Source organism: Brevundimonas olei, assembly GCF_037055245.1.
In the GTDB taxonomy this organism is placed as follows: domain Bacteria; phylum Pseudomonadota; class Alphaproteobacteria; order Caulobacterales; family Caulobacteraceae; genus Brevundimonas; species Brevundimonas olei.
On the sequence record NZ_CP146369.1, the window covers coordinates 2979218 to 3005071 of the forward strand.

The 25854-nt window shown below is 69.1% G+C and carries 27 protein-coding genes and 1 riboswitch; of the genes, 9 read left to right on the forward strand and 18 right to left on the reverse strand.

Features of this window, described 5'->3' with window-relative positions:
* Positions 1-131 precede the first annotated feature (131 nt).
* Both V8J38_RS14520 and V8J38_RS14525 read left to right on the forward strand, forming a co-directional pair.
* A complete protein-coding gene (locus V8J38_RS14520) occupies positions 132-536 on the forward strand; it encodes a PGPGW domain-containing protein (RefSeq protein ID WP_312219998.1) in 405 nt (134 codons plus the stop codon).
* Between the two features lie 117 nt (positions 537-653).
* Positions 654-1124, forward strand: a complete 471-nt coding sequence (locus V8J38_RS14525) for a DUF6789 family protein (protein ID WP_291777576.1) — start codon at positions 654-656, stop codon at positions 1122-1124.
* 112 nt (positions 1125-1236) lie between these two features.
* On the opposite strand, the gene V8J38_RS14530 is transcribed toward V8J38_RS14525, so the two are convergent.
* The 10 genes from V8J38_RS14530 to V8J38_RS14575 form a co-directional block, all read right to left on the reverse strand.
* On the reverse strand, positions 1237-1752 hold the full coding sequence (locus V8J38_RS14530) for a F0F1 ATP synthase subunit B (protein ID WP_338576655.1): 516 nt from the start codon (positions 1750-1752) through the stop codon (positions 1237-1239).
* Complete coding sequence (locus tag V8J38_RS14535) at positions 1752-2324, reverse strand: hypothetical protein (RefSeq protein WP_312219999.1); 573 nt, start codon at positions 2322-2324, stop codon at positions 1752-1754. Before V8J38_RS14535 ends, V8J38_RS14530 begins: the two co-directional genes overlap by 1 nt.
* Before the next feature lie 81 nt (positions 2325-2405).
* A complete protein-coding gene (locus V8J38_RS14540; protein ID WP_003168985.1) occupies positions 2406-2630 on the reverse strand; it encodes a F0F1 ATP synthase subunit C in 225 nt (74 codons plus the stop codon).
* Positions 2631-2688: 58 nt separating this feature from the next.
* Complete coding sequence (locus V8J38_RS14545) at positions 2689-3477, reverse strand: F0F1 ATP synthase subunit A (protein WP_291777561.1); 789 nt, start codon at positions 3475-3477, stop codon at positions 2689-2691.
* A 5-nt stretch (positions 3478-3482) separates the two neighbouring features.
* Positions 3483-3854: an AtpZ/AtpI family protein gene (locus V8J38_RS14550; protein WP_291777558.1), complete on the reverse strand. Its 372-nt coding sequence runs from the start codon at positions 3852-3854 to the stop codon at positions 3483-3485.
* 154 nt (positions 3855-4008) lie between these two features.
* A complete protein-coding gene (gene scpB / locus V8J38_RS14555; RefSeq protein WP_312220001.1) occupies positions 4009-4689 on the reverse strand; it encodes an SMC-Scp complex subunit ScpB in 681 nt (226 codons plus the stop codon).
* The gene (locus V8J38_RS14560) at positions 4686-5510 is read right to left on the reverse strand and encodes a segregation and condensation protein A (protein ID WP_003163745.1); all 825 of its coding nucleotides are present in this window, start codon (positions 5508-5510) and stop codon (positions 4686-4688) included. Before V8J38_RS14560 ends, scpB begins: the two co-directional genes overlap by 4 nt.
* Before the next feature lie 16 nt (positions 5511-5526).
* Entirely contained in the window at positions 5527-6576 is a 1050-nt protein-coding gene (gene nagZ / locus V8J38_RS14565) for a beta-N-acetylhexosaminidase (protein WP_338576662.1), read from the reverse strand.
* A 13-nt stretch (positions 6577-6589) separates the two neighbouring features.
* The gene (locus V8J38_RS14570; RefSeq protein ID WP_338576664.1) at positions 6590-7393 is read right to left on the reverse strand and encodes an SPOR domain-containing protein; all 804 of its coding nucleotides are present in this window, start codon (positions 7391-7393) and stop codon (positions 6590-6592) included.
* Positions 7394-7479: 86 nt separating this feature from the next.
* Positions 7480-8667, reverse strand: a complete 1188-nt coding sequence (locus V8J38_RS14575; protein ID WP_338576666.1) for a deoxyguanosinetriphosphate triphosphohydrolase — start codon at positions 8665-8667, stop codon at positions 7480-7482.
* Positions 8668-8775: 108 nt separating this feature from the next.
* Here V8J38_RS14575 and V8J38_RS14580 point away from each other — a divergent pair, with 108 nt between their 5' ends.
* Positions 8776-9123, forward strand: coding sequence for an iron-sulfur cluster assembly accessory protein (locus V8J38_RS14580; RefSeq protein WP_338578636.1), 348 nt, complete (start codon positions 8776-8778; stop codon positions 9121-9123).
* A 23-nt stretch (positions 9124-9146) separates the two neighbouring features.
* Here the strand turns inward: V8J38_RS14580 and V8J38_RS14585 are convergent, their stop codons facing one another.
* Entirely contained in the window at positions 9147-9755 is a 609-nt protein-coding gene (locus V8J38_RS14585; protein WP_338576667.1) for a type 1 glutamine amidotransferase domain-containing protein, read from the reverse strand.
* Between the two features lie 142 nt (positions 9756-9897).
* On the opposite strand from V8J38_RS14585, the gene V8J38_RS14590 reads away from it, so the two are divergent.
* Both V8J38_RS14590 and V8J38_RS14595 read left to right on the forward strand, forming a co-directional pair.
* The gene (locus V8J38_RS14590) at positions 9898-10266 is read left to right on the forward strand and encodes a hypothetical protein (protein WP_338576669.1); all 369 of its coding nucleotides are present in this window, start codon (positions 9898-9900) and stop codon (positions 10264-10266) included.
* 93 nt (positions 10267-10359) lie between these two features.
* On the forward strand, positions 10360-11211 hold the full coding sequence (locus tag V8J38_RS14595) for a KPN_02809 family neutral zinc metallopeptidase (RefSeq protein WP_338576671.1): 852 nt from the start codon (positions 10360-10362) through the stop codon (positions 11209-11211).
* A 22-nt stretch (positions 11212-11233) separates the two neighbouring features.
* Here the strand turns inward: V8J38_RS14595 and V8J38_RS14600 are convergent, their stop codons facing one another.
* Positions 11234-12535, reverse strand: coding sequence for a DUF418 domain-containing protein (locus tag V8J38_RS14600; RefSeq protein WP_291777532.1), 1302 nt, complete (start codon positions 12533-12535; stop codon positions 11234-11236).
* Positions 12536-12600: 65 nt separating this feature from the next.
* The gene (locus V8J38_RS14605) at positions 12601-13545 is read right to left on the reverse strand and encodes an aspartyl protease family protein (protein WP_338576673.1); all 945 of its coding nucleotides are present in this window, start codon (positions 13543-13545) and stop codon (positions 12601-12603) included.
* A 177-nt stretch (positions 13546-13722) separates the two neighbouring features.
* On the opposite strand from V8J38_RS14605, the gene thrC reads away from it, so the two are divergent.
* Positions 13723-15111, forward strand: coding sequence for a threonine synthase (gene thrC, locus V8J38_RS14610; RefSeq protein WP_291777526.1), 1389 nt, complete (start codon positions 13723-13725; stop codon positions 15109-15111).
* A 62-nt stretch (positions 15112-15173) separates the two neighbouring features.
* Positions 15174-15920 (forward strand): glutaredoxin, encoded by a 747-nt coding sequence (locus V8J38_RS14615; protein ID WP_338576675.1) that lies wholly within the window; start codon positions 15174-15176, stop codon positions 15918-15920.
* 3 nt (positions 15921-15923) lie between these two features.
* On the opposite strand, the gene V8J38_RS14620 is transcribed toward V8J38_RS14615, so the two are convergent.
* Both V8J38_RS14620 and V8J38_RS14625 read right to left on the reverse strand, forming a co-directional pair.
* Entirely contained in the window at positions 15924-16886 is a 963-nt protein-coding gene (locus V8J38_RS14620; RefSeq protein WP_338576677.1) for a homoserine kinase, read from the reverse strand.
* Positions 16887-16888: 2 nt separating this feature from the next.
* Positions 16889-18625, reverse strand: a complete 1737-nt coding sequence (locus V8J38_RS14625) for a homoserine dehydrogenase (RefSeq protein WP_291777517.1) — start codon at positions 18623-18625, stop codon at positions 16889-16891.
* A gap of 455 nt (positions 18626-19080) precedes the next feature.
* Positions 19081-19207, forward strand: a riboswitch (SAM riboswitch).
* Between the two features lie 82 nt (positions 19208-19289).
* On the opposite strand from V8J38_RS14625, the gene metX reads away from it, so the two are divergent.
* A complete protein-coding gene (gene metX, locus V8J38_RS14630) occupies positions 19290-20354 on the forward strand; it encodes a homoserine O-succinyltransferase MetX (RefSeq protein ID WP_338576679.1) in 1065 nt (354 codons plus the stop codon).
* Positions 20351-21529, forward strand: coding sequence for a cystathionine gamma-synthase (metB, locus tag V8J38_RS14635; protein ID WP_338576680.1), 1179 nt, complete (start codon positions 20351-20353; stop codon positions 21527-21529). Before metX ends, metB begins: the two co-directional genes overlap by 4 nt.
* A 285-nt stretch (positions 21530-21814) precedes the next feature.
* Here the strand turns inward: metB and V8J38_RS14640 are convergent, their stop codons facing one another.
* The 3 genes from V8J38_RS14640 to dusA form a co-directional block, all read right to left on the reverse strand.
* On the reverse strand, positions 21815-23638 hold the full coding sequence (locus V8J38_RS14640; protein WP_338576682.1) for a methyl-accepting chemotaxis protein: 1824 nt from the start codon (positions 23636-23638) through the stop codon (positions 21815-21817).
* Between the two features lie 97 nt (positions 23639-23735).
* On the reverse strand, positions 23736-24560 hold the full coding sequence (locus V8J38_RS14645) for a sulfite exporter TauE/SafE family protein (RefSeq protein ID WP_338576683.1): 825 nt from the start codon (positions 24558-24560) through the stop codon (positions 23736-23738).
* A 182-nt stretch (positions 24561-24742) separates the two neighbouring features.
* The gene (gene dusA, locus V8J38_RS14650) at positions 24743-25777 is read right to left on the reverse strand and encodes a tRNA dihydrouridine(20/20a) synthase DusA (RefSeq protein WP_338576685.1); all 1035 of its coding nucleotides are present in this window, start codon (positions 25775-25777) and stop codon (positions 24743-24745) included.
* Positions 25778-25854: the final 77 nt, after the last annotated feature.

Genomic DNA, 25854 nt, shown 5'->3' on the forward strand with positions numbered 1-25854 from the left:
CGGGACACGGCGTTCTGCATTTCTGGGCCGACTTACGAAAGCGTCATGGCGACGCCGCCTTTCGGCCTTGTCTCGTGCGTTTACTGATTGTCGGCCCTCCCTGGCCGAATCCTTGTTCGAGACGCCGCCCCGTGACCCTGGTCCTGCCATCGCTGCGCCCGCCTCCGCCGCCCCGTCCGGGGCTGGCGCGGCGTCTGCGTCGCCTGGCCCTGATGGCCGTGGGCTTCGTGGTCATCCTGCTGGGCGTGCTGATTGCGCCCCTGCCCGGCCCCGGCGGCGTGCCGGTCATCGCCCTGGGTCTCGTCATCGTCCTGCGCAACTCCTGGTGGGCCAAGCGTCAGTTCATCCGCGCCCAGCGCGCTCGGCCCAAATGGGTCTATCCCTTCCGCCGCCTGATGCGGAAGAAGCCCGAGATCGCTCCCGTCTTCTGGCAGCAGACCCTGCGCGCCGAGAAGATGGTGCTGCGCCGTCGTCGTCGCCCCCTGGCCCGCTTCCGCCGTCGCCTGCGCCGGGCCTGGCGCGCCTTTCGACAATAAGGCCAAGCCAAGGCAAACACGGCAATGTGAACGACGTTCACGCCGTTTCCGCCCGGAACGGCGTATGCTCCCCCTTGCGTAGTCTCGAAGTTGAAAGCGTTGGGAGGCGCTGTTCACATGATGTCACGCGTAAAAAAGGGAATCATCGCCGGCTTCGTCGCTACCGTCGCGGTTTCCGTGCTTGAGCTCGTCAATCTGTTCCTCAATCACCTGTTCGATCCCTTTCCGGGGGTCGTGGCCCAGATGTTCGGCATGCCGGGCAACATGGCCGCCGGATGGGCCATTCACCTGGTGATGGGCACCGTCGTGCTGGGGTCGTTGTTCGGCATAGCCTATCCGCGGCTGCCGACCGCCACGCCCATCACCAAGGGCATCGTCTTCGCCGTCGGCGCCTGGGTGGCGATGATGCTGTTCATCACCATGGTCGGCGACTACCGGACCTTCACCGGCTCTTCCGGCTTCGGCACCTTCGGGTGGATGCTGGCGCTGCACATGGTCTTCGGCGCCGTCCTGGGCAATGTCTACGCCCGGCTGGTCGAGCGCGAGAAGCGCGGCGCGGCCCCGATCGGAGCCGCCCCAGCCCACTAGCCCCGGCTCACCAGACGTCTCGATCCCGACAACCGGATCCGGACAAGCAAAAGGCCCCGCCGTCGCCGGCGGGGCCTGATGCTTTTCGGGGCCGACTCGACGCCAGAGGCGATCAGTTCAGTTTGCCGCCGATCTGGCCGATGGCCTGGTCGATCAGCGGGTCGGTCTTGGCGCCGGCGATGCGCGTCGCCAGAATCTGTTGCGCGGCCTTGGCGGCCAGGTCGGCGGCTGCGGCCTTGACCTCTTGGGCGGCCTCAGCCTCGGCCTGGGCGATGCGGCGCTCGGCCAGGGCCTGGCGGCGAGCGGTCGATTCCTCGATCCGCGCCTTGGCGTCAGCTTCCAGGCGCTTGGCGTCGGCCTGGGCGGTGGCCAGCAGGTCCGCGGCCTGGGCCTCGGCCTCGGCCTTCTCCTGACGGATCTGGACCAGCATGGCTTCGGCTTCGGCGCGCAGGCGGGCGGCCTCGTCCAGATCGCCCTGAATCTTGGCGGCCTTGGCGTCCAGGCTGGTCGCGACCAGCTTGGGCACTCCGGCCATCACCACGATGGCGATGAAGATCAGCAGGCCGACGGCGACCCACAGTTCGGGGTTGGCGATGTCGTAGAAATGGCTGGTCAGGAAGGCGGGCATCAGACGGCTCCCTTGATCGCGGCGGCCAGTTCGGCGTCGGTGGCCTTGGAGCCGGTCAGACGGTCCAGCATGGCGCCGGCGGCGTCGGCCGCAATGGTCGCGACATTGGTCATGGCGGCGTCGCGCGTCTTGGCGATGGCGCTCTCGGCCTCGGCGATGCGGGCGTTCACCACGGCTTCGTCCGCAGCCAGACGGGCGTTGAATTCTTCGGTGACGCGCTGCTTGGCGGCAGCGGCGGTGGCGCGGGCGTCGGCGCGGGCCTTTTCGACCTCGGCGCGGGCGGCCTCGGCCTGTTCGGCGGCTTCGGCCTGAACCGAGCGGGCGGCGGCGATGGCGCTGTCGATGGTCTGGGCGCGCTCGTCCATCACCTTGCGCAGGCGCGGCGTGAACACCTTGGCCACCAGCACATAGAGGATGACGAACAGGATCAGCAGATAGCCGATCTGGCCGGCCCAATGCTGGAATTCGAACTGGGGCAGTCCGCCCGAGGCATGTTCGGCCGCCGCCTGCGTCTCCGCATGAAGGTCGCCGTGCGCCGGGATCTGAACGTCGTGTGTGGGGGTGATGGCCATGAACCGTCTATCGCTAAGTCAGGACAACGGCGCGCAGGACTGGCCCGCGCGCCGTCTATTCTGAAAGATCGTGGGCTGGGATCAGCCGAAGATCATCAGGACGCCCAGCACGAAGGCCAGGATGCCCAGGGCTTCGGCCAGGGCCGCGCCGACGAACAGGTTGCCGACTTGCGAGGCAGCCGCCGCCGGGTTGCGCAGGGCGCCGGCCAGGAAGTTGCCGAAGATGTTGCCGACGGCCAGGGCCGAGCCGATCATGCCGAGGGTGGCCAGACCAGCGCCGATGTACTTGGCGGCTTCAGCGTCCATGATGATATTCCTAGTTCTTTGGAGCGTTGGAGGGTGGGGTTAGTGCTGAACCAGAGCCTTAATGGCCCTCGCCCAGGTTGACCACATCGTTGAGGTAGATGCAGGTCAGAACGGTGAAAACGAAGGCCTGAAGGAAGGCCACGAGGAACTCAAGCGCCGTCATGGCCACCACCATCCCCAGCGACAGGGCCGCGACGGGAATGAAGGCGTAGGCCAGGCCGCCGGTGACGATGGCCACCGCGCCCAGTTGAACGACGAACTGGGCGAAGATCTTCAGCGCCACGTGACCGCCCAGCATGTTGCCGAACAGACGAAGGGCCAGGGTGGCCGGACGCAGCAGGAAGGAGACGAACTCAATGGCGCCGACGATCGGCCGCAACAGCAGCGGCGCACCCGTCGGCCAGAACAGCTTGAGGAAGCCGACGCCGTTCTTGACGATGCCGACCGTGATGACCACCAGGATGGTCAACAGGCCCAGGGTCGCGGTCACGGCCAACTGAGAGGTGGCGGTGAACGTCAGGAACATGCCCAGCAGGTTCATCGTCAGCACCAGCAGGAACATGGTGAAGGCGAAGGGGAAATACTTCCGGCCTTCATGACCGATGATGGAGTTGGCCAGGTTGTCGACCATGCCGAACAGGCTCTCGCCCGCGGCCTGCATCCGGCCCGGCACCACCTTGGCGCCCGAGGTCGCCAGGGTCAGGAAGCCGACGACGCCCACGAAGGCGATGGTCATGGCCACGTGCGAATTGGTGATGGCGATCACCTGCTCGCCCAGGACGGGAACATTGACCGTGCCGAACTCGACGAGCGGCTTGACCTCAAATTGTTCAATCGGACCGGCCATTAAGCCTATCGTTCCCTGTTTTCTTCGTCAGCCTCGACGATGGGTTCGCCCTGTTGGGGCACGCCCGCCGCCTTGGCCTGCGCCATCAGCCGATTGGCTGTGCGGCGCGCCATATAAACCGATAAGGCGAAGCCCAGAAGGACCCCGCCCACAACGCCTATCGGCGTCGTCCCGAACAGCCGGTCGACGCCAAAACCAAGTGCGAGACCGATCAACACCCCGCCGAGCAGTTCGGCGATGATACGATAGGCCTGGCCGACGACCTTCTGCGCGGCGACCTCGACGGACTTGTCCGCCTGAACCTTCGCCTCCAGTGCGGATGCGCTTTCGTGGAGGCGTTTGATCGCCTCTTCGCGCGATTCCTTCGTCGGGGACATGGGCCTGTTCGCTCAGCGCCCGGCGCAGGGCCGGAACGGGTCTGAATTTCGGCGCGGAACCTATAGGCGAGACGGTCTCAGGTCAAGGCGGCGCGCCTTGGACTTAAGTCCATGACTTTTCGGCGCTTCTTGGGGGCGCGACGTTCCGTCCCGGTCACGGTTGCGACTCTTCGTCCTCGCTGACGAAATCCTGGGCGAACTCGGGCGCGGCGTCGTCCAGCCCCGTGAGCAGGTCCTCGCCCTCCTCGTCACCCACGCGCGAAGGGTCCGGCACCTCGAAACCGACCGGCATGGACAGGTCCAGAAGGCCCGCCGCCTTCATCTCCTGCACGCCCGGCAGGTCATAGAGACCGGCCAGGCTGAAATGCTCCAGGAAGCGGTCGGTCGTGGCGTAGGTCACCGGCCGTCCCGGCGTGCGGCGCCGCCCGCGCAACCGCACGAAATCCATCTCCAGCAGCAGGTCCAGCGTGCCCTTGGACAGGGAGACCCCGCGCACGCTCTCGATCTCGGCGCGGGTGCAGGGCTGGTGGTAGGCGATGATGGCCAGTGTCTCGAGCGCGGCCTTGGACAGGCGGCGCGGCTCCTCGCGCTCCTCGGTCATCAGGAAGCCGAGGTCGGGCGCGGTGCGGAAGCGCCAGCGCTCGGCCACGCAGTCCAGTTCGACCCCGCGACCCTGATAGCGCGCCTGAAGCGCCGTCAGCGCCCCGCCGACGTCGGCGCCCTCAGGCAGGCGGCGCGCGATCTCGGCCAGCGACAGCGGCGCGGCGGCGGCGAACAGCAGGGCCTCGACCCGGCGTTCGATCTCGAGGTGGTCCGGGGTGAAGTCGAGGGTCACGGCGTCAGCTCCAACGGCTGGCCCAGCCCTCTGCGTTTCAGCCACACCGCGTCGAATGGCCGCTCCTGACGGATGTCCATGCCGCCCTCCTTCACGAGCTCCAGACTGGCCGACAGGGTGGAGGCGGTATAGCTGGCCTGGCTGGGGCCTTCCTGCCCCTCCGGCTTCTGCGGCGCCACGCGCTCCAGCGGCGTCCATTCGGCCAGGCGCGGCATGATCTCGCGCAGCCAGTCGCGGGCGGCCTCCAGCTGGAAGGCCTCGACCCGCTGGCCGGGGGCGTATTTGCGGCGCTCCTCGCGGCGGCGCTGGGCGACATAGGCGCTCATCAGCTCATAGAGGCTGGCGTCCACCCGGTCGGACGGGATGATGACCGTCGCCTGAGGGTCGCCGCGCGTGAAGACGTCGCGCTTCAACTGCGGGCGGCCGGTGATGGCCTCCACCGCCGTGCGCATGGCCTCTAGCTTCTGCAGGCGGAAGGCCAGGGCGGCGGCGATCTCTTCGGCCGGAGGCTCCTCCGGCTTGTCCTTTTCGTTGCGCGGGATCAGCAGGCGCGACTTCAGATAGGCCAGCCAGGACGCCATCACGAGATAGTCGGCCGCCAGGGCGAAATTCCGCCGCCGCGCCTCATGCACGAAGGCCAGATACTGTTCGGCCAGACGGGTGATGGACAGCTTCAGCAGGTCCACCTTCTGCGTCCGCGCCAAGGCCAGAAGGACGTGCAGCGGGCCTTCATAGCCCTCCAGATCGACGACGAAGGCCTCCTGCGCCTCGACCTGTTCGACGGCGGTGAAGTCGAGATTCGGCTGGAAGGCCTCGCTCATGCGCCCTCCCCGGCGATCACCCTTGCGCCTCGCCGACGTCCGGCCCCTTGGCGGCGTCGAAGCGGCCGGTCAGCGCCGCCTCCAGCCGCGCGCGGCCCTCGGCGACATCCAGCGGCTCGGGCGTGCGGACGATGCGGTTCAGCGCAGCCTCGGCGCGGCGCTTGGCTTCGCCCTTCAGCTTCTTCGTCGCCTTGGCGACCTCGGCCATCTCCTTCAGGTCGCCGTTGCAGTGGAGAATTACGTCGCAGCCCGCCTTCAGCGACTGTTCAGCGCGCTCGGGCAGCGTGCCCGACAGGGCCTGCATCGACAGGTCGTCCGACAGGATAAGGCCGGAGAAGCCCAGTCGCTCGCGCATCAGGCGGATCGCCTTCTTCGACGTAGTGGCCGGGCGTTTGGCGTCGACGGCGGTGAAGACGACGTGGGCCGTCATCGCCATCGGCATGTCCGACAGGGCCTTGAACGGGGCGAAGTCCCAGGCGTCCAGTTCCTCGATCGCCGTCTCGACCACCGGCAGGTCGTGGTGGCTGTCCGAAAAGGCGCGGCCGTGGCCGGGAATGTGCTTGATGATCGGCAGGACGCCGCCCGCCAGCAGACCCTCGGCGGCGGCGCGGCCCAGCTGGGTCACGGTCGCCGGATCCTGAGCATAGGCGCGGTCGCCGATGATGTCGTGGGCGCCCGGCACCGGCACGTCCAGCACCGGCACGCAGTCGACCGTGATGCCCAAGTCGCGCAGGTCATGGGCGATCAGCCGCGCGCCCAGACGCACCAATTCGCGCGCCGCCGCCGGATCATTGGTCGCCTTCAGATAGGCGGCGCCGGGTGGATATTTCGGCCAGTGCGGCGGGCCAAGGCGCTGGACCCGGCCGCCCTCCTGATCGATCAGGACCGGAGCATCGTCCCGGCCCACGCTGTCGCGCAGTTCGGACACCAGCGCCTTGACCTGCTCAGGGCTGTCCACATTGCGACGGAACAGGATGAAGCCCCAGGGCCTGGCCTCGGCGTAGAAGGCGCGCTCCTCCGCCGTCAGCCTGTGGCCGGAACAGCCGTAGATGGCGGCGGAGGTCATGCTTGCGCGATCCTTAGCGGACAATGCAGTCGCGGCCCGCGGCCTTCAGCGCATTGCAGAAGGCGACGGCGCGCTCACGGCTCATGCCGGTGAAGGTGGTGCGGTAGACGGTCGAACCCGAGGCCGTCGTCACCTCCTGCACGCGCTTCTCGGCGCCCGAGGCGTACTGGCCGAAGCGGGCGGCGACGGCGGCGTATTCACGGTCGGCGATGGCGGTCGAGGAGAAGGCGCCGATCTGCACGCCCGACGACCCGCCCGTCGCGGCCGGGGCCGGGGCCGGAGCGGGCGCAGGGGTCGGAGCCTTCGTCGCCGGAGCCGGCGCTACGGGCGCAGGCGCGGCCGGAGCCTTGGTCGCCGGCGCGGGCGCGGCGGGCGGCAGGGTCGAGGATTCGACCGGCGCGGCCGGGGTCGTCGGCGCGGGGCGCGGCAGCACCTCTTCGGGGCCGGGGGTGAAGGTCGGCGCTGCGTCGGTCGGGGCGCCGCCGTCGCGATAGACGCGGATGTCGGCTTCCGGGTCGACCGGCTGGGCGTCCAGCGGGGCCTCGACCTTCATGCTCTCGACCGGCGTGCCGACGGCGGGCGGCGCATCCGTCGAGGAGCGCACGCCCGAGCGATAGAAGACCACCACGGCCACGATCAGCAGCAGCAGAACGACCGCGCTGATGATCAGGGTGATCGGCGGCGACTTGGCGGCCGGGGCCCGGCGCGGGTCGTAGCCGCCGCGCGTGAAGGGCAGGTCGTCGTCGGTCGGCGGCGTATAGGCGCCCCGGTCGCGGCCGGCGTTGGGGTGGCCTCGGTGATCGTCGTCGTAGGACATGGGTCGCGCCTTGGTGGTCTCTATGGCCCGCGCGCGAATCGGCGCGCGGGGATGTTCAGTCTAACCCGCCCCCAGCGGGTTTCGAATCACAGATCGAGGGCGAGGTCGAGGCTGAACAGCTTGCGATGCACCTCGATCGCGTAACGATCCGTCATACCGGCGATGTAGTCGCACACCGCCCGCGCCCGCGCGTCCCGGTCGTCGGTCAGCGCCGTGACCTGCCATTCCGGGGGCATGACCTCCGGCTCGGCCATGAACAACTGGAACAGCTGGGCCAGCACCCGGCGCGCCTGACTGCGGGTGCGGTTGACGCGGTAATGGCGATACATCCGCTCGAACAGGAAGCGGCGCAGCACCGCCAGTTCCGCCATCATGCCGGGCGAGAACTGAACCAGTGTTTCCGGCGCCTTGCGGACATCCTCGACCGTCTCGATGCGGTGCTTGGCCAGCCGGGCCTCGGTCTCGGTCAGGACGTCGTCGACCATGACGCCGATCATCCGACGCACGGCCTCCAGCCGCAGCATCCGCTCGTCGAGATCGGGCCAGTCGGCGCGCGCGCTGGCGATACAGCGCCCGATCAGCGGCACGTCGGCCAGATCGGACAGGCTGAACAGCCCCGCCTGCACCCCGTCGTCCACGTCGTGGTTGTTATAGGCGATGTCGTCGGCGATGGCCGCGCACTGCGCCTCCAGCGAGGCGAAGGTGCCCAGGCGCAGGTCCCAGTCGGCCGCCCCGCCCGGCGCATAGGCGGCGACCGCCTTCCACGCCGGGTCCGACAGCTGGTGCGCCACCGGGCCGTTGTGCTTGACCACGCCCTCGACCGTCTCCCAACTCAGGTTCAGGCCGGGGAAGCCGGGATAGCGGGTCTCCAGCTCGGTCACGACGCGGAAGCTCTGGACGTTGTGGTCGAAGCCGCCGAAGGCCTTCATCTGTTCGTGCAGTTCGTCCTCGCCCGCGTGGCTGAACGGCGGATGGCCCAGGTCGTGGGCCAGGGCGACCGTCTCGGCCAGATCGTCGTCCAGCCGCAGGGCGTGTGCCAGCGAGCGGGCGATCTGCGCCACCTCCAGACTGTGCGTCAGCCGGGTGCGGTAGTGGTCGCCCTCATGCGCGACGAAGACTTGGGTCTTCTCCTTCAGGCGACGGAAGGCGGTGGCGTGGATGATGCGATCGCGGTCGCGGGCGAAGGCGGTGCGGGTGCGGCTGGCGGGCTCGAAAACGCGGCGGCCGCGGCTGGCGGCGGGGTTTTCGGCGTAGGGGGCGCGGGTCTGGCTCAAGACGGCGGGACTTCGTGATGGCGACAGGCCTTTGCGAACGCCTGTCAGACCCTCATATAGAGGGCCGTGAGCACCGTCCAATCCACAGAATCAGCCCGCGACCTGTCGCTGTCGGTCGCAACCCGGTCGCCCGAGGGGATCGTCCTGGCCGAAAGCGGCGCGCGCCGTCTGGCCCGGCTGTCCGAGGCGGAAGGCAAACCCGTCCTGCTGCGCGTCGCCGTCGACGGCGGCGGCTGCTCGGGTTTCCAGTATCGCTTCGAGCTGGTGGACTGCCCCGAGGCCGACGACCTGGTGGTGCGCCGCGACGGTCAGGCCGTGGTCATCGACGCGGTCTCCGTGCCCTTCCTCAAGGATTCCGAGATCGCCTTCATCGACGAACTGGCCGGCGCCCAGTTCGTGATCCGCAATCCCAACGCCGCCTCCAGCTGCGGCTGCGGCGTCAGCTTCTCGATCTGACGCGCTGACCTGACGGGTCGGGCCTAGTGGGCCGACGGCCGCGTCTCGCCGGACGCCGCCTTGCGTCGGCTGCGGCGCGGCGGCTGGGCGAAGGCCTCGATCATCGCCGCGTTGAAGGCGGGCAGGTCATCGGGACAGCGGCTGGTGATCAGGCCGTCGTCGACCACCACCTCCTTGTCCACCACCTCGGCGCTGGCATTGCGCAGATCGGTGCGGATGGACTTGTAGGCCGTCAGGGTCCGCCCCTCGGCGACGCCCGCCTCGATCAGAATCCAGGGCGCGTGACAGATGGCGGCCACCGGCTTGCCCGCATCGAAGAAGGCGCGGACGAACTTCAGCGCCGCCTCCTCCGTGCGCAACCGATCCGGGTTGGCCACCCCGCCCGGCAGGACCAGACCGTCATAGAGGGAGGCGTCCGTCGTCTTCAGCGTCCGGTCGACCGCGATCATCTCGTCGGGGGTCAGATGGTCGAAGCCCTGGATCCAGCCCGGTTCGAGCGAGATCACCTCGACCGTCGCGCCTTCCGCGCGCAGCGCCTTGACCGGCTCCTGAAGCTCGATCTGCTCGACGCCGTCGGCGGCCAGGACGGCGATGGTCTTTCCAGCCAGTGTCTTGTCGGCGTTGTCGGGCATGACGGGCTCCTTGAGATGAGGGGAATGACGAGGGGCGGTCCGCCCTTAACCGCTCGTCCGACCAGAGGTTGCGGCCCCGCTTGGCGCGACAGGACGCAACGCCCATCTTCATCCCATGCGCCGTGTCCCGCTCGTTCTGTCATTGATCATCGCTCAGTGGGGCGCGGCCGGTCTGGCCCAGGCGCAGACCTGGCCGGGCTGGCCTGGCCCGCCGCCGCCCGGCTATGACCCTCACGCGGCGGCCGCCGAACAGCATCGGCAAGCGATCGAGCAGTTGCGTCTGCAGGCCGACCAGCGCCAGGCCGACGCCGCGCGGCAGCGGCTTCAGACGGACCGCGCCCTGCGCCAGCTGGAGGCCGCGCGGAGTCCGGCTCCCACGACGCCCTCCGCGACGGCCTATACGCCGCGTCCTGCGCCCCTGCCCCCGCCAGCGTCCCTTTCGCCGCCCGTCGATCAGGGCGCGGCGGGCGTGCCCGAGATCGACGCCTGGCTGAACCGACAACCGCACTGATCCCCAAGGATCAAGAGCGTTACATTTGCATCTCTTCACCTCGCCCTGCGTTTCAGCCTAGCTTGAGACGGACGGCACAGCGGAGAGCGACAGATGCGTTGGCAGGGCGGACGGCGCGGCGGCGGGGTCGAGGATCGGCGCGGCATGGGCGGAGGCGCGGTCGCGGGCGGCGGAATCGGCGTCCTAGTGCTGGCGGCCATCGGCTATTTCGTCTTCGGCATAGACCCCAACACCACCCAGCAGCTGGCCAGCCAGTTCGGCGGCGCCGGCCAGGCGGAACAGCAGGGCCAGATGGGCTCGCCCGAGGATCAGGCCGGCCAGTTCGTCGAGGTCGTCGGCTCCAACATCAACGACGTCTGGCGCACCAAGCTGAAAGGCTACACCGCGCCGACCACCGTCCTGTACGAACAGGGCACCCAGACCGGCTGCGGCTACGGCCAGGCCGCCATGGGCCCCTTCTACTGCCCGGCGGATCAGAAGGTCTATCTGGACCTCAGCTTCTGGCGCGAGATGGAGAGCAAGCTGGGCGCGTCCGGCGCCGACTTCGCCAAGGCCTATGTCATCGCCCATGAGTTCGGCCACCACGTCCAGACCCTGACCGGGGCCAGCCAGCAGGTGCAACAGGCCCAGCGGTCGGCGCGCAGCCAGGCGGAGGGCAACCGCTATTCCGTCGCCCTGGAGCTTCAGGCCGACTGCTACGCCGGCGTCTGGGCCCGCAACGCCGCCGTCGTCTCGAATGGAGAGGTGGCGCTGGAGCCAGGCGATCTGGAGGAGGGCATGAAGACCGCCCAGGCCATCGGCGACGATGCGCTGCAACGCCGCGGCGGCGGGCGCGTCTCGCCGGAAAGCTTCACCCACGGCTCCTCGGCCCAGCGGGTCGAATGGCTGCAGCGCGGTTATCAGACCGGCGATCCGGCCGCCTGCGACACCTTCTCCCAGCTCTAGGCCCGGCCCCAGACCTGGGAAGTCAGGCGGCCTTGGCGCGTCTGAGAGGCGAGGGCCGCCCGTAGGCGAACCAGCGCAGCGCCCATTCCAGCGGCCCCATGTTGAAGGCTCGCAGCCAGAGCGCGCTGAAGATCATCTGGACGACCCAGATCGCCGCCGCCACGCCCCACAGGCCCCACCAGTCCAGCCTGCCCCACAGGCCCAGACCATAGAACAGCAGGCCCGCGATCGCCGACTGGCCCAGATAGTTGGTCAGGGCCATCCGGCCCAGGCTCCGCAAGGCCCGCCCCACGAAGCCGAGCATGTTCATCTTCCAAAGCGACAGCAACAGGCCGACATGGCCCAGCGTCATGGCGCAACGCCCCAGTTCATAGCTGGTCTGCGCCGCCCAGGATTCGGACGAGAACTGGCTGTTCCACAGCATGACGGCCTGTCCGCCATTGACCGCCAGCCCGAGGGCGTAACCGCCGCCCGCCAGGGCCACATAGAAGCCCAGCGACCGCGCCCCGCCCAGAACGCCCAGCTTGAACAACGCCATGCCCAGCAGCATGAAGGCGACCGATTCAATGACCAGGGTGATGGTGTAGCTGGAGGCGGCGTAGTCCAGCCAGGTCCGCACGCTCCATTTCAGCAGGCCCAGGGCGCTCCCCGTGCGTACGGCGGTTTCCTCGACGGCGGTCTCCGGCGACAGGCTCTGTGCCTCCTGAGCGCGGACGTAGGCTTTCAAGGCTTCGGCGTCGGCGGGCGAAAGGGCCGCGCCCGTCTCCGCCTGGCTGGCCAGATCCGCCCCTTGTCGCGCCTCCATCGCCTGATAGGCCCCGACCACCGTCGACTCGACCGTCAGCAGCAGAAGCAGGGCCGCCGACAGGGCGATCAGCGTGCGCGGCCGCGCGGTGCGGAACACGAACAGCAGGAATCCCGACAGGCCGTAGACATAGAGGATGTCCCCCGGAAACAGCAGGATGGTGGCGTTGAACACGCCTAGGGCCAGAAGCGCCATGCAGCGTCGGAAATAGACGTCCGCCGCCTGGATCGTGCCGCGTCCGTCTTCTCCGCGCAGGGTGATCAGCAGCATCCCCGCGCCGAACAGCAGGGTGAACAGGCCCCGCATCGACCCCTGCACGAACAGGTGCTGGATGATCCACGCCGACCAGTCGGGGTTGGCCAGAGTCGGCGGCAGATCCGGATGATACTGGCCCCAGAAGCCGCCCATCATCATGATGTTGACCAGCAGGATGCCGCACAGGGCGAACCCGCGCAGGAGATCCAGACTCTCCAGCCTCTGGCTAGGCGACACCGATGTCATGGACGGCAAGGCGGTCATGTCGGCCGCTTATCCCCCTTCAAGCCGCGAACGAAACGGATTCTCCCACCGGGGAGAGGACAAAACTAAACAATGGTCACATCCATCAACGGCGCGAGGTGAAGCTGTCCGTCGCTGAGATCCAGAATAACGTCCCGACCCGCGAAAGCCTCCATGCCCAACAGGGCGTCCGGATAGTTGGGCAAGGCCTGCTCGGCGTAGACGGCGGTCGTCACATCGCGCCACGTCTCGCCCCCCAGGGCCACGGTCCGGGCCTGGATCATCCGCGCCCTGGCCACCCCGCCCAGGACGATGCTCGACCCGGCCCGCTCGGGCCGACCGTCCAGCAGGCCCGCCGATTGCGCGACGCCTTCGCTCAGGGCCAGCAAGGCGGACGACCCAGTGTCCACCACCGCCTTGACCTGCGCGCCCTCGACCACGGCCTGCGCGACCAGGGCAGTGCCCGAACGTCGCACCGGCAAGGGGCGATAGGCGGACGGCAGCACCCTTTGGGCCGCATCAATCAGCCTTAGGCGCCGCTGGCGCAGGTCCATCTCCAGCGCCGCCTCCATCAGCAGGTCCTGCCCCAGGATCAGGGGCGCCCCCAGCCCCTCCTCCTCCGACAGGGGCCCCAGATCCAGAATCCCGGCGCGCAGGCGACCGACGCGCGCGCCCCCCACGGCCAGATCCAGGGTCACGCCCCGCCCCATCTGGGCGCGCCCGTCCACGCCATAGGCGATCAGGGGCATGTCGAAGAGGTTGTCCAACCCCAGTTCCGCCACCAGTCGGCGGTCGATCACCGAATACTGGGCCCCGCTGTCGACCAGGGCGGTCAGATCTCGCCCCGCCAGGCGCACGCGCACCGTCGGCAACAGGGTCCGGGGAACGACGAAGCCCAGCCAGCCGCTGGTTCCATCGGCGCCGAAGGTCACCCTGGGCCGCCGCCACAGCACATGATCCTTCAGCCACAGCCCGCCGCCGACGGCGGCGGCGACGGCCCCGGCGCGAATAAGGAGGGAACGGCGGTTCATCCGTCTGACATGAACCGGGCCGCCGCGCGACGCCAGCCCCTTTTCCCGCCCCGCGCGGTCAAGGCGTGCGCCCGCCACCCGCTGAGCCAGGTTGTTGCGTCATCTCGCGAAATTTCCTTTCGCATGCGCAAAATAATCATGACGAAGCGCCGGATCGCGGCTAGAAACGACCCCGATATGACGACCTCCCCTGATCGCTACATCTCGACGCGCGGCGACGCCGCCCCGACCCGCTTCAGCGACGCCCTGCTGCGCGGCATCGCGCCGGACGGCGGCCTCTACATGCCGCAGGCCTGGCCCGCCCTGCCCGCCGACGCCACGCGTCCCGGCCGCAGCTACGCCGAGATCGCCAAGGCGGCGATGGCGCCCTTCATCGGCGACGCCCTGCCTGCGGGCGCGCTGGACCGCGCCCTGGACCGCCTGACCAAGGGCTTCGACCATCCGCTGGTGACGCCGCTGGTCGAGCTGGAGCCCGGCCTGTTCGTGCTGGAGCTGTTCCACGGCCCGACGGCGGCGTTCAAGGACCTGGCCATGCAGCTGGTCGCCGCCCTGTCGGACGAGGCCCTGGCCGCGACGGGCGAGACCCTGACCCTGCTGACCGCCACCAGCGGCGACACCGGCGCCGCCGCCGTGCGCGCCTTTGCGGGCGCCGAACGCATCAAGCTGATCGTCCTGCACCCGCTGGACCGCGTCTCTCCGGTGCAGCGCAAGCAGATGACGACGGTCGAGGCCGACAACGTCCTGAATCTGGCCGTGCGCGGCGATTTCGACGACTGCCAGCGTCTGGTGAAGGGCCTGCTGGCCGAGGAATCCTTGCGTGAACAGGGCCGCCTGTCCTCGGTCAACTCGATCAACTGGGGTCGTCTGGCGGGCCAGATTCCCTATTACGTCTCGGCCACGGCCCAACTGGGCCAAGCGGCGACCTTCGTGGTGCCGACCGGCAATTTCGGCGACGCCTTCGCCGGGATCGCCGCCCGCAAGATGAGCCTGCCCGCCGCCGGCTTCGTCGCCGCCGTCAACCAGAACGACGCCCTGGCCCGCGCCATTAACGACGGCGTCTACGCCCGCCGCCCGGCGGTCGAGAGCGGCAGCGTGTCGATGGACGTTCAGGCGCCGTCGAACTTCGAACGTCTGGTCTATGAAGCCTCCGGCCGCGACGCCGAGACGACCCGCGCCGTGTTCGAAACCTTCGCGCGCGAGGGGGCCGTCACCCTGCCCTCCGACCTGCTGGCCGCCCTACGCGCCGAGGTTTCGGCCGTATCGGTCGATGAGGCGACGACAAAGGCCGAGATCGCCCACGCCCATGCAACCTGGGGCCGCGTCGTCTGCCCGCACACGGCCGTCGCCCTGGCCGCCGCGCGCCGCCTGGACCGCAACGGCGCGCCCATCGTCGCCCTGTCCACGGCCCACCCGTCCAAGTTCGGCGCCTTCGTCTCGGACGTCATCGGCGTCGAGCCGGAACCGGCCCCCGTCATCCGCGCCCTGGGCGACCGTCCCGAGCGGCTGACGGTGATCGAGAACACGCCCGAAGCGGCCCTGGCGGCGGTGAAGGGGTTCGCCGGGTAGGGCCCCATCCCCGGAGGAGCCTGAACCGTTCTGGTTCGTTGTCATCGGTGAAGGAGACGCCGATGCCTCGCAACACACGTCCCGTCGCAGTCCTCTATCGCATGGTCATGCCCGATCATGTCTGCCCCTGGGGCCTGAGAGCGCGACACCTGCTGAAATCCAAAGGTTATCAGGTCGATGACCGTTGGCTGGAGACCCGCGAAGCGACCGACGCCTTCAAGGCCGAGCATGGGGTGAAAACCACGCCGCAGACCTTCATCGACGGGCGCCGCATCGGCGGATTCGACGACCTGCGTCGCTTTTTCAGGCTTCGGGTGCGCGACCCCGAGGCGACCAGCTATACGCCCGTTCTGGTCGTCTTCGCGGTCACGGCTCTGACGGCGCTGGCCGCCAGCCATGCCGCCTATGGCGCGCCCCTGACCGGCCGGACGATTGAGTGGTTCATCTCGTTCAGCATGTGCGTCCTGGGCATGTTGAAACTGCAGAACCTGGACGGGTTCGCCACCATGTTCCTGAACTACGACCTTCTGGCGCGGCGCTGGGTTCCCTACGGCTGGGTCTACCCTTTCGCAGAGACGGGCGCGGGGGTGCTGATGACCGCCCACGCCCTCACCTGGCTATCCGCGCCCGTAGCCCTCTTCATCGGCGGCATCGGCGCCGCCTCAGTGTTCAAGGCCGTCTATATCGACAGGCGCGAGTTGAAGTGCGCCTGCGTCGGCGGGGACAGCAAGGTTCCGCTCGGCTTCCTGTCGCTGACCGAGAACCTGATGATGATCGCCATGGCCGTATGGATGCTGGCGCGTATGTGAGGCCTACGCGGGCTCCGCCGCCTTCCAGTAGTCCAGCCGCCGGAAGAAGGGCGCCGGGTCCTTGGGCGTGACCAGGTTGGTCGGGTCGTGGAACAGCCGGTCGTGCAGGCGCGTCAGGGTGAAGCGCACCGCCGCCGCCGCGCCGAGTTCCGGCAGGGCCTGGCGCTCGGCGTCCGACAGGGGCCGCACCGACTCATAGCCCTTCTGGAAAGCGCGCAGAGCCGACGGGATGGGCCGTCCCTCGGCGTCGAAACCCCAGGCGCTGAGCGCGATGGCCAAGTCATAGGCCAGCACGTCGACACAGGCGAAGTAGAAGTCGATCACCCCGCCGACATCCGTCGCCCCATGCTCATTCGTCGCGAACAGGACATTGTCGGGGAAGTAGTCGGCGTGGATCGGCCCGCGCGGCAAGGCCGGATCGCTCCACGGCCGGGCCAGATCGGGCAGCAGGCGCTGCATCTGCTCCAGCATCCGGCGGTCCTCGCCTCTGGCCACCGTATCGCAACGTGCGGCCAGGTCCGCCCAGGCGCGCGGCCCGACCGGGTTCTCGCGCACGCCGTCATAGTCGGCCGCGTCCAGATGCAGCAGGGCCAGCACCTGACCGGCGCGATACTGATCCTTGTCCGTCGGCTGGCGCTTCCAGGCGCCGGGCGTCCATTCAACGATGGCGGCGGCGCGATCGTTCAGACGGCCGATCACCTGGCCTCGATGATCCGCGACGGGCGCGGGCGTCGGAAAGCCCTGCGCCGCCAACCGCCCGGTCAGGCCCAGGCAGAACGGCAGGGCCGAGGCCTCGGTCCGCCCCTCGAACAGGGTCAGGACATAGGCGCCCTTCTCCGTCACCAGGCGATAGTTGGTGTTCTCGACCCCCTCGGCGATCGGGGTCAGTTCGACCAGGCCGCCGAGAGGGTAGCGCATGAGATAGTCGTCGGCCTGTTGCGGCGTGACGGGCGTGAAGACGGCCATGACTAGACAAGCTCCGCAGCGGCGCGCCGGGCGCGCATGACGTCGGCGACATCGGCCAGCACGCTCTCGGTCGTGGCCCAGCGCCCGGCGCCGCGCCCCTTGCACGTCCACACCCGGCCGTCCTGACCATAGACCTTCAAGGCGTTGCGCTCTCCGTTCAGCGACAGGAAGAGCGCGTCCTCCAGCGCGCCGTCAAGACGGACATAGGCGTCCAGGGCGCCCTCGCGCTCGAAGCAGGCTCCGATCTGGCGCACCGGCGCCTCGCCCAGCGGCGTCTCGGCGGCCAGCACATCGCGCGGCAGGTCCTCGGGCGAGCGGCCGAAGGCCTCGAACGACAGCAGCTTGACCTTGGCCGCGGCGTCAAAGCCTTCCAGGTCCGACGAGGGGTCTTCCTCGGCGAAACCGGCGGCGCGGGCGTCGGCCAGGGCGTCGGAGAAGGTCGCCCCCTCGCCCAGACGTTGCAGCATGAAGTTGACCGTGCCGTTCAGCACCGCCTCGAAACCGACCACCGGACCGACGGCGCGGGCGGCGCGCAGGGTCTCGATCATCGGCGAGCCGCCGCCGACCGAGGCCGACCAGGCGACGCGACAGCCGTTGACGTCGGCCAGGGCCTGAAGCCCCTTGGGATCGCGGGCCACGGCCTGCTTGTTGGCGCTGACCACGTCGCAGCCCGCCTCCAGCGCGCGGCGGATCAGGGCATGGCCCGCCTCCCCCTCGGACAGGGCCTCCAGCACCAGGTCCGGCTTCTTGGCCAGCAGGGCTTCGACGTCATTGGTGAACAGTTCGGCGGGCGCCGATACGTCACGTTTTTTCAAGGGGTTGCGGACCAGGACGCCGACCACTTCAAAGCGGCTGTCCGGCAGCAGGCGGCTGAGCAGGCCGCCGCCGACGACGCCGCAGCCCGCCACGGCGACCTTCAACGGCGCCGCCGCCTGCACCGGGCCCGGAGGCGCGCCGCGTTCGCCGACGATCGTGCCTTCGGCGCGGCCGAGCGCAGCGACTTCGATATCGACGCCCCGCGCCTCGGCCAGGTCGATGGCGTCGTGCTGGACCAGGGCACCCCCGACCTGACGCGCCGTGTCCCAACTGGCGCGGCGATAGCGCAGCGGCGTGCCCGTTTCCGAGGCCGGATCGCGGTCGTAGAGGCCGTCGACGTCCTTCACCAGACGCACCCGCTTCAGGCCCAATTCGGCGGCCAGCACCACCGCCGTCAGGTCCGATCCGCCGCGGCCCAGCAGGGCCACCCGGCCGTTCGAACGCACCGCGCCGAAGCCCGGAACCACCACCACCTCATGCTCGGCCAGGGCCTGATGCAGACGCTCGCCCTTCAGCGACACGGGGCGGGCGTGCTGGGCCGGGCCTTCCGCGACGATGCCCAGTTCGCGCACCGACAGGCCGATGGCGTCCAGCCCCACCCGGTCGCAAGCCACGGCGACCAGGGCGGCGGCCTTTTCCTCGCCCAGCACGACATAGGCGGGCAGCAGCTCGTTCTCGTGATCCAGACCCAGGCTGCGGGCGTCGGCCAGCAGCTGATCCGTCTGCCCGGCCAGGGCCGAAACCACCGCCACAACCTTACGCCCGGCGCGGACGTGGCCGTAGATTTCGCTGGCGACGGCGGGGGCCTGGGACGCATCGCGCAGGACCGAGGAGCCGAACTTCAGCACCACCACATCGGCGGCGGGGGCGAGCGCTGCGACCGGTTTCGACTGATCGGCGACGAGGGCGAGAGAGGCGGACATGGGCGGTTTCCTGAAGGCTGGATCTGGGAGGATTTCGAGAGAAGTCGGCGGTGATCGGAGGTGGGTTCGGGCCAATAAAAAACCCGCCCGGAGGTCCGGGCGGGTGATCGGTTTTCTGCGTTGTCTCGCCTAGACGGCGCGCATCATCCGGTCCCCGCCCGCAAGGGCATGGTGGTGGTACCGGTGGTGGTAATCATGGACGCGAAGAGGCCCGTCGCCGAGGCGGCGATCGCAGTCGTCTTCATGCTGGCGAGGCGGTAAGGCACAGGCGGCGTCCGGTTGAAAATCGTGCCTTAGGGTGAGCCAGGGCGCCGCGCCGCGTCAACCCCGTGTCGGAATAATTTTTCGCGACATCGCCTCAATGGGCCTATTTCACCATCACACCGGGGCGCTTTCAGTGAAACGGGGTGAAATTTTTCGCTTGACCGGCGCTCTTCGCAACCGCACCGTAAGCTCACTCATCAAGACCGGCTGAGGGATTAGGCCCTTTGACGCCGGGGCAACCATCGGGTTCCGCCCGAAACGGTGCCAACTCCTGCGGGGTTCTTCGGGCTTGCCTGATAGGACCGCGAGAGATGGGTGGAGCATCGACGAGGCGACGCTCCACAGGTCTGTCACTGCATGGGTTCCTTGGCGAGCCGTATCTGCTGAGTGACCGAGACCCATGACCCTGGCCCTTATCGACCCCGCTTCCGCTGAAGAGCCCGCCTGTCGTCCCGCTTCCGCGCGCCGTCCGTCCGAGTTGCTGCAACGCGACGGGGCCCATGACGTCGTGGTTCCGATCCCCGACGGTTTCGAGCTGGATTTCGGCGGAACCCTGACCCAGAAGCAGGTCATCGGCCGCCTGCACGGCAAGGCTGACGCCCCCCTGATCGTGGTCGCGGGCGGCATTTCCGCCGACCGCTACGTCCACCGCACCGAGACGAAGGGGCTGGGCTGGTGGTCCGGCGCCGTGGGCGTGCGCGCGCCGATCGACCTGACCCGCTTCCGCGTCCTGGCCTTTGATTTCGCACCCGAATTCGGAGAAGGCGTGAAGGAGCCGAAAACGCCGCTGACCATCACCACCCAGGATCAGGCCCGGCTGCTGGCCCTGTTGCTGGACCATCTTGGGGTGGAGAAGGTCGCCGCCTTCGTCGGCTGTTCCTACGGCGGCATGATCGCCCTGGCCTTCGGCGAGATCTTCCCCGACTGGGCCGAGCAGCTGGTGATCGTGTCCGCCGCCCACCGGCCCCACCCGCTGGCCACCGCCTGGCGCGGCATCCAGCGCCGCATCCTGCAACTGGGCCTGGAGACGGGCCGCGTGGATCAGGCCGTCGGCCTGGCGCGCGAACTGGCCATGACCACCTATCGCACCCAGGAAGAGTTCGGCGACCGCTTCGATTCCGAGGCCCCCAGCCATGCGGGCCAGGCCTATCCGGTGTGCGACTATCTACAGGCGCGCGGCCGGGCCTATCGCGACCGCACCACCCCCGCCCGCTGGCTCAGCCTGTCGGACTCCATCGACCGCCACCGCGTCGAGCCCGAGGCGATCACCGCCCCCGTCACCCTCGTCGGCTTCACCACCGACCGCCTGTGCCCCATCGACGACATGAGGGAGCTGGCCGACCGCCTGCCCAATCTCTGGCGCTTCGAACAGCACCCCTCCGTCTACGGCCACGACGCCTTCCTGAAGGAAGACGCTCTGGTCGCCGACATCCTGACCTCCGTGCTGAAGGACATCGACCAATGAGCCGCGCCCGTCCCGCCGATCCCCGCACCATCGCCGCCCGCTCGGGCGTCGATACGGACACGGCCCACGGCGCGGTCATGCCGGCGCTGTATCTGTCGTCCAACTATTCGTTCGCCGCCTTCGGCCAGCCGCGCAAATACGACTATTCGCGCTCGGGCAATCCGACCCGCGACGTCCTGGCCGAAACCCTGGCCGAGCTGGAAGGCGGCGCCGGCGCCGTGGTCACGGCCACCGGCATGGCGGCGGTCGACCTGCCCCTCAGCCTGCTGGAGCCGGGCGACCTGCTGATCGCGCCGCACGACTGCTATGGCGGCACCCACCGCCTGCTGTGCGCCCGCGCTCGGAAGGGGCATTTCCGCGTCGCCTTTGTCGATCAGAACGACGGCGCCGCTCTGGACGCCGCCCTGGCCGACGGCTGCAAGCTGGTGCTGGTCGAAACCCCGTCCAACCCCCTGCTGCGCGTCACCGACATCGCCGAGGTCTGTCGCCGCGCCCACGCCTTGGGGGCCAAGGTGGTGTGCGACAACACCTTCCTGTCGCCGGCCCTGCAACGGCCGTTGGAGCTGGGCGCCGACATCGTGGTCCACTCGACCACCAAATACATCAACGGCCATTCCGACGTGGTCGGCGGCGCCGTGATCGCGGCCGATCCGGCCGATCATGAACAGCTGGCCTGGTGGGCCAACTGCCTGGGCGTCACCGGCTCGCCGTTCGACGCCTATCAGACCCTGCGGGGCCTGCGCACCCTGTTCACCCGCATCGAGCGCCAGCAGGCGACGGCCGGCCTGGCCGCGGCGGTTCTGGAGCTGCACCCGGCGGTCAAGGCCGTCCACTATCCGGGCCTGACCAGCCACCCCGGCCATGATCTGGCGGCGCGCCAGCAGTCGGGGCCGGGCGCCATGCTCAGCTTCGAACTGAACGGCGGAACCGAGGCGGTGCGCCAGGTGATCGAGCGGCTGGAGGTCTTCACCCTGGCCGAATCCCTGGGCGGGGTCGAAAGCCTGGTCGCCCACCCGGCCACCATGACCCACGCCGCCATGACGCCCGAAGCGCGGGTGACGGCGGGCATCACCGACGGCCTGCTGCGCCTGTCGGTCGGGCTGGAGCATCAGGACGACATCCTGGCCGACCTGACCCAGGCGCTGGATGCGGTGTCGCTGAAGGCGGCGGCGTAAGCGCCAGGCGCGCGCTTCTCCCTCCCCTTCATGGGGAGGGTGGCTGAGCCTGGGTGGGGGCGGCGGGACGAGCGCGTCTTCTATCTTGCTGTCATTCTCGGGCTTGACCCGAGAATCCAGCAGGCATGACGGCGACCACATCGACCCTCAAGACGGTTCAGGCGTTGCGGCGCTGGATTCTCGGGTCAAGCCCGAGAATGACGGCGGGTGTCAGGATCACCTGGTCCTCCCCACCCGGCCGCTACGCGACCACCCTCCCCATGAAGGGGAGGAAGAATTCAGCGCTTAAGCCACGGCTCGCGCCAGGGCTTGCATCCGCCCGCGGGCGTCCAGATCGCGAGCGTCGTCCAGGGCGAACTGGCCCATCATGCGGTCCAACTCGACCGCGTCGGAGGCCAGGGCGTGGCTGGCGGCGGTCGACTGTTCGACCATCGCAGCATTCTGTTGCGTGACCTGATCCATCTGGTTCACGGCGATGTTGACCTGCTGCAGACCGCTGGACTGCTCCTGCGAGGAGGCGGCGATCTCTTCGGCGATGACGGTCAGGCGCTGGATCTGACCGGCGATGCGCTCCAGCGCATGGCCGGTGTCGCCGACCAGGGCGACGCCCGTCCCGACTTGGCGGCCCGACTCGTTGATCAAGGTCTTGATCTCCTTGGCCGCCGAGGCCGAACGCTGAGCCAGGGCGCGAACCTCCGACGCCACAACGGCGAAGCCGCGACCGGCGTCGCCCGCGCGGGCCGCCTCGACGCCTGCGTTCAGCGCCAGCAGATTGGTCTGGAAGGCGATCTCGTCGATCACGCCGATGATGGCCCCGATCTCGGACGAAGAGCGCTCGATCTCGCCCATGGCGGCGATGGCGCGGCCGACCACGGCCTGTCCTTCGACCGCTTCCGACTGGGCGCCGCGCACCACGCCGCCCGCCTCCGTCGCGCCCTCGGCCGAGCGCGCCACGGTGGCGGTGATCTGCTCAAGGGCGGCCGCGGTCTCTTCCAGGCTGGCCGCCTGCTGTTCGGTGCGGCGCGACAGGTCGTCGGAGGCCTGTGATATCTCGCGGGCGCTGGCGCCGATGGCCGCCGCGCGTTCGACGATCACCCGCATCACGCCCTGCAGCTTGTCCATCGCCGCGTTGAAGTCGGCGCGCAGGGCTTCATATTCCGGCGCGAACGGGTCGTTGAGACGGAAGGCCAACTGGCCGTGCGACAGCTTATCCAGACCCTTGGCCACGCCCTCGACCACGCGGGCCTGCTGGCGGGCGGCCTCGGCGTCGCGCTCGGCCTGGGCCTCGCGTTCAGCATCGGCGGCGAGGCGCGCGGCCTCGGCCTCGGCTTCCAGCCGCACCTTCTCCTCGGCGTTCTGCCTGAAGGTCAGGACGGCGTCGGCCATGCGGCCGATCTCGTCGCGACGGCCGACCGCCGGGATGGCGACGTTCAGATCGCCGCCGGCCAGACGGCCCATGGCGCGGGTCATGGCCTCCACCGGGCGGCTCAAGGCGCCGATCAGCCACAGGGCCGCCGTCATGGCGATGCCCAGCGCCAGCACCCCGCCGATGGCGAAGGCGACGTAGGCCTGGGTGAAGGCGGAGGCCTTGGCCTCTGCGCGCGCCTGGGCCTGAACGGCCTCCTTCTCGCGGATCGAACCGACCGCCTGGCGAATGTCGGTCAGGCGCGCCGCCGTGGCGACCTGGGCCAGGGCGGCGCCCTGGGTCGCCGGATCGCGCGCCAGGGCCATGACGTCCGAGGCGCTCTTTTCAAAGGCGGCGGCGGCGGCGATCAGGCTCTGCTGCTCGCCGGCGTAGGCGCCCTCGACGTCGGACGCAGCCAGGTCCGCCATCCGCGCCTTCACATCGGCGCCGCCCTGGTTGAAGGCCTCGACGAAGCCGGGGTCGCGATTGGCGACGTAACCGCGCATGGCGTTCTGCTGCTCGACGGCGGCGGCCATCAGACGGTCCGACGCCTTCATCACCTCGCGCGAGGTCAGGTCCGCCGCATCGGCGCGCTGCAGGGACGCCACGCACCACAGGACGATCAGGGTGGCCGCCCCGCACGCCGCGATCACCGCCATGAAGGACAAGATCAGCTTCTTGGGGACGGACAGGTTCTGCAGCATGACTTCAAGGCTCGGGGAGAGAGGTTCAGCACCGCTCCTAACCTGCGCCTGTTCGCAAAGTGTTAGCGCCCGCCTGCGGGCATCTACTTAATCGCGGTCACAGCGCCTTCAGCACCACCGACAGGGCGGTCAGCAGCAGATAGACGGCGAAAGCTCGGCGCAGGATCTTGCGGTCCAGCCGGTGCGCCAGCCGCGCCCCATAGGGCGCCGTCAGCGCCGTCAGCAGCCCCATGATGACGGCCGCCGGCACATTGACGTAGCCCAGCGACAAGGGCGGCCGCCCCGGCGCATCCCAGCCGAAGATGGTGAAGCCAAGGGCCGCCGCCGCCCCGATGGCCAGGCCGAAGCCCGAGGCCGTCGCCACCGCCTGATGGATCGGCCGCCCGCACAGGGTCATGGTCATGCCGCCCAGACTGCCCCCGCCGACGCCCATCATGGCCGACAGCAGGCCGATGCCCGTGCCCACGCCGCGCCGCCCCCAGCCCGTGGGCAGGTCCTTTCGCAGGGTGAACCGCTCGGGCGTCAATCCCATCTGCGTCGCGACCAGCAGCAGGCAGGCGCCGTAGACGACGGCCAGCCCCTCCATCGAGGTGAAGCCGGCGATCGCCGCACCGACCAGGCCGCCGAACGCCACCCAGGGCGTCCAGGTCTTCAGGACCGTTTCGTCCACCGCCCCATGCGCGCGGTGCGTGGCCAGCGACCGAAGCGAGGTGGCCACGATGGTCAGCAGCGAGGTGCCGATGGCGACGTGCAGATTGCTTTCGCCCCCCACGCCCAGCACCGAGAAGGCGTAGAACAGCGCCGGCACCAGCACCGTGCCGCCGCCGACGCCGAACAGGCCGCCGATCACGCCCGCGATTGCGCCGGCTCCACCCAGGGCGGCGAGCATCAGGGCGATTTCGGACAGGGGGAGCGCGCTCATAGCTTGGGCATAGCGGTACAACCCGCCAGCGTCATCACCGGAAAGGGCCCCTGGCCTTCGTCATCCCCCGGCGAGCAGGGCGAGACCGGGGGCGCGGCGCGTGAGGGTCGCCCTCCGGGCGCCGCTAGGTTCCCCGATCAGCGCCGCTTCGCGGCTTGCCGGAAAATGACGGAAATTGAGGTTCAGGCGGCTTCGTCGGTCTCGCCCAGCCGAGCCCGACGCGCCTCGGCCTCGCGCACGGCCTCGACCGCGCGATCCACGGCCTCCAGCCCCGCGCCGGGCTTCACGCCCTCGACGGTCAGGATGCGACGGAAGGCGCGCGCGCCGGCCCGGCCGTGCATCAGGCCCAGCATGTGCCGGGTCATGCTCGCCAGATTGGCGCCCTCGTCCAGCCGCGCAGCCATATAGGGGCGGTAACGCTCCAGCGCCTCGAACACGTCCACGTCAGGCGTCGCCTCGCCGAAGATGCGGCGATCCACCTGCCCCATCAGCGCCGGTTCGTGATAGGCGGCGCGGCCCAGCATGACGCCGTCCAGTTGCACCCCGTCGTCGGCCTTCAGATGCGCCTCGGCCTGATCCAGATCGCCGATCCCGCCGTTGATGCAGATGGTCAGGTGCGGCCGCTCGCGCTTCAACCGTCGCACCAGCCCATAGTCCAGCGGCGGCACGTCGCGGTTCTCCTTGGGCGACAGCCCCTTCAGCCACGCCTTGCGCGCGTGGACGACGAAGCTGTCGATCCCCACCGCCGCCGAGGCGTCAACCGTGGCGAACAGGCTGACCTCCGGGTCCTGATCATCGACGCCGATGCGGCATTTGACGGTGGCCGGGACGCTGACGGCTTCCCTGATCGCCGCCATGCAGTCGGCCACCAGCTCCGGCTCGCGCATCAGGCAGGCGCCGAACCGGCCCGACTGCACCCGGTCCGAGGGACAGCCGACATTCAGATTGATTTCGTCATAGCCATAGGCCTCGCCGATCTTCGCCGCCTCGGCCAGCTGCGCCGGGTCCGACCCGCCCAGTTGCAGCGCCACCGGATGCTCGACCGCGTCAAAGCCCAGCAGGCGGTCGCGGTCGCCGTGGATCACCGCCGGCGCCGTGACCATCTCCGTATAGAGCAGGGCGCGCGCGCTCAGCGCACGGTGAAACGCCCGACAGTTGCGGTCGGTCCAGTCCATCATGGGGGCCACGGACAGTCTATGAGCTTGATTTATAGACATTTTTTTAGTAAGATCAAAAAGTTGGCAGGCGGCGTGTGCACTCGAATTTGCGACGTGTTGCGACGTTTTTTCCGGGT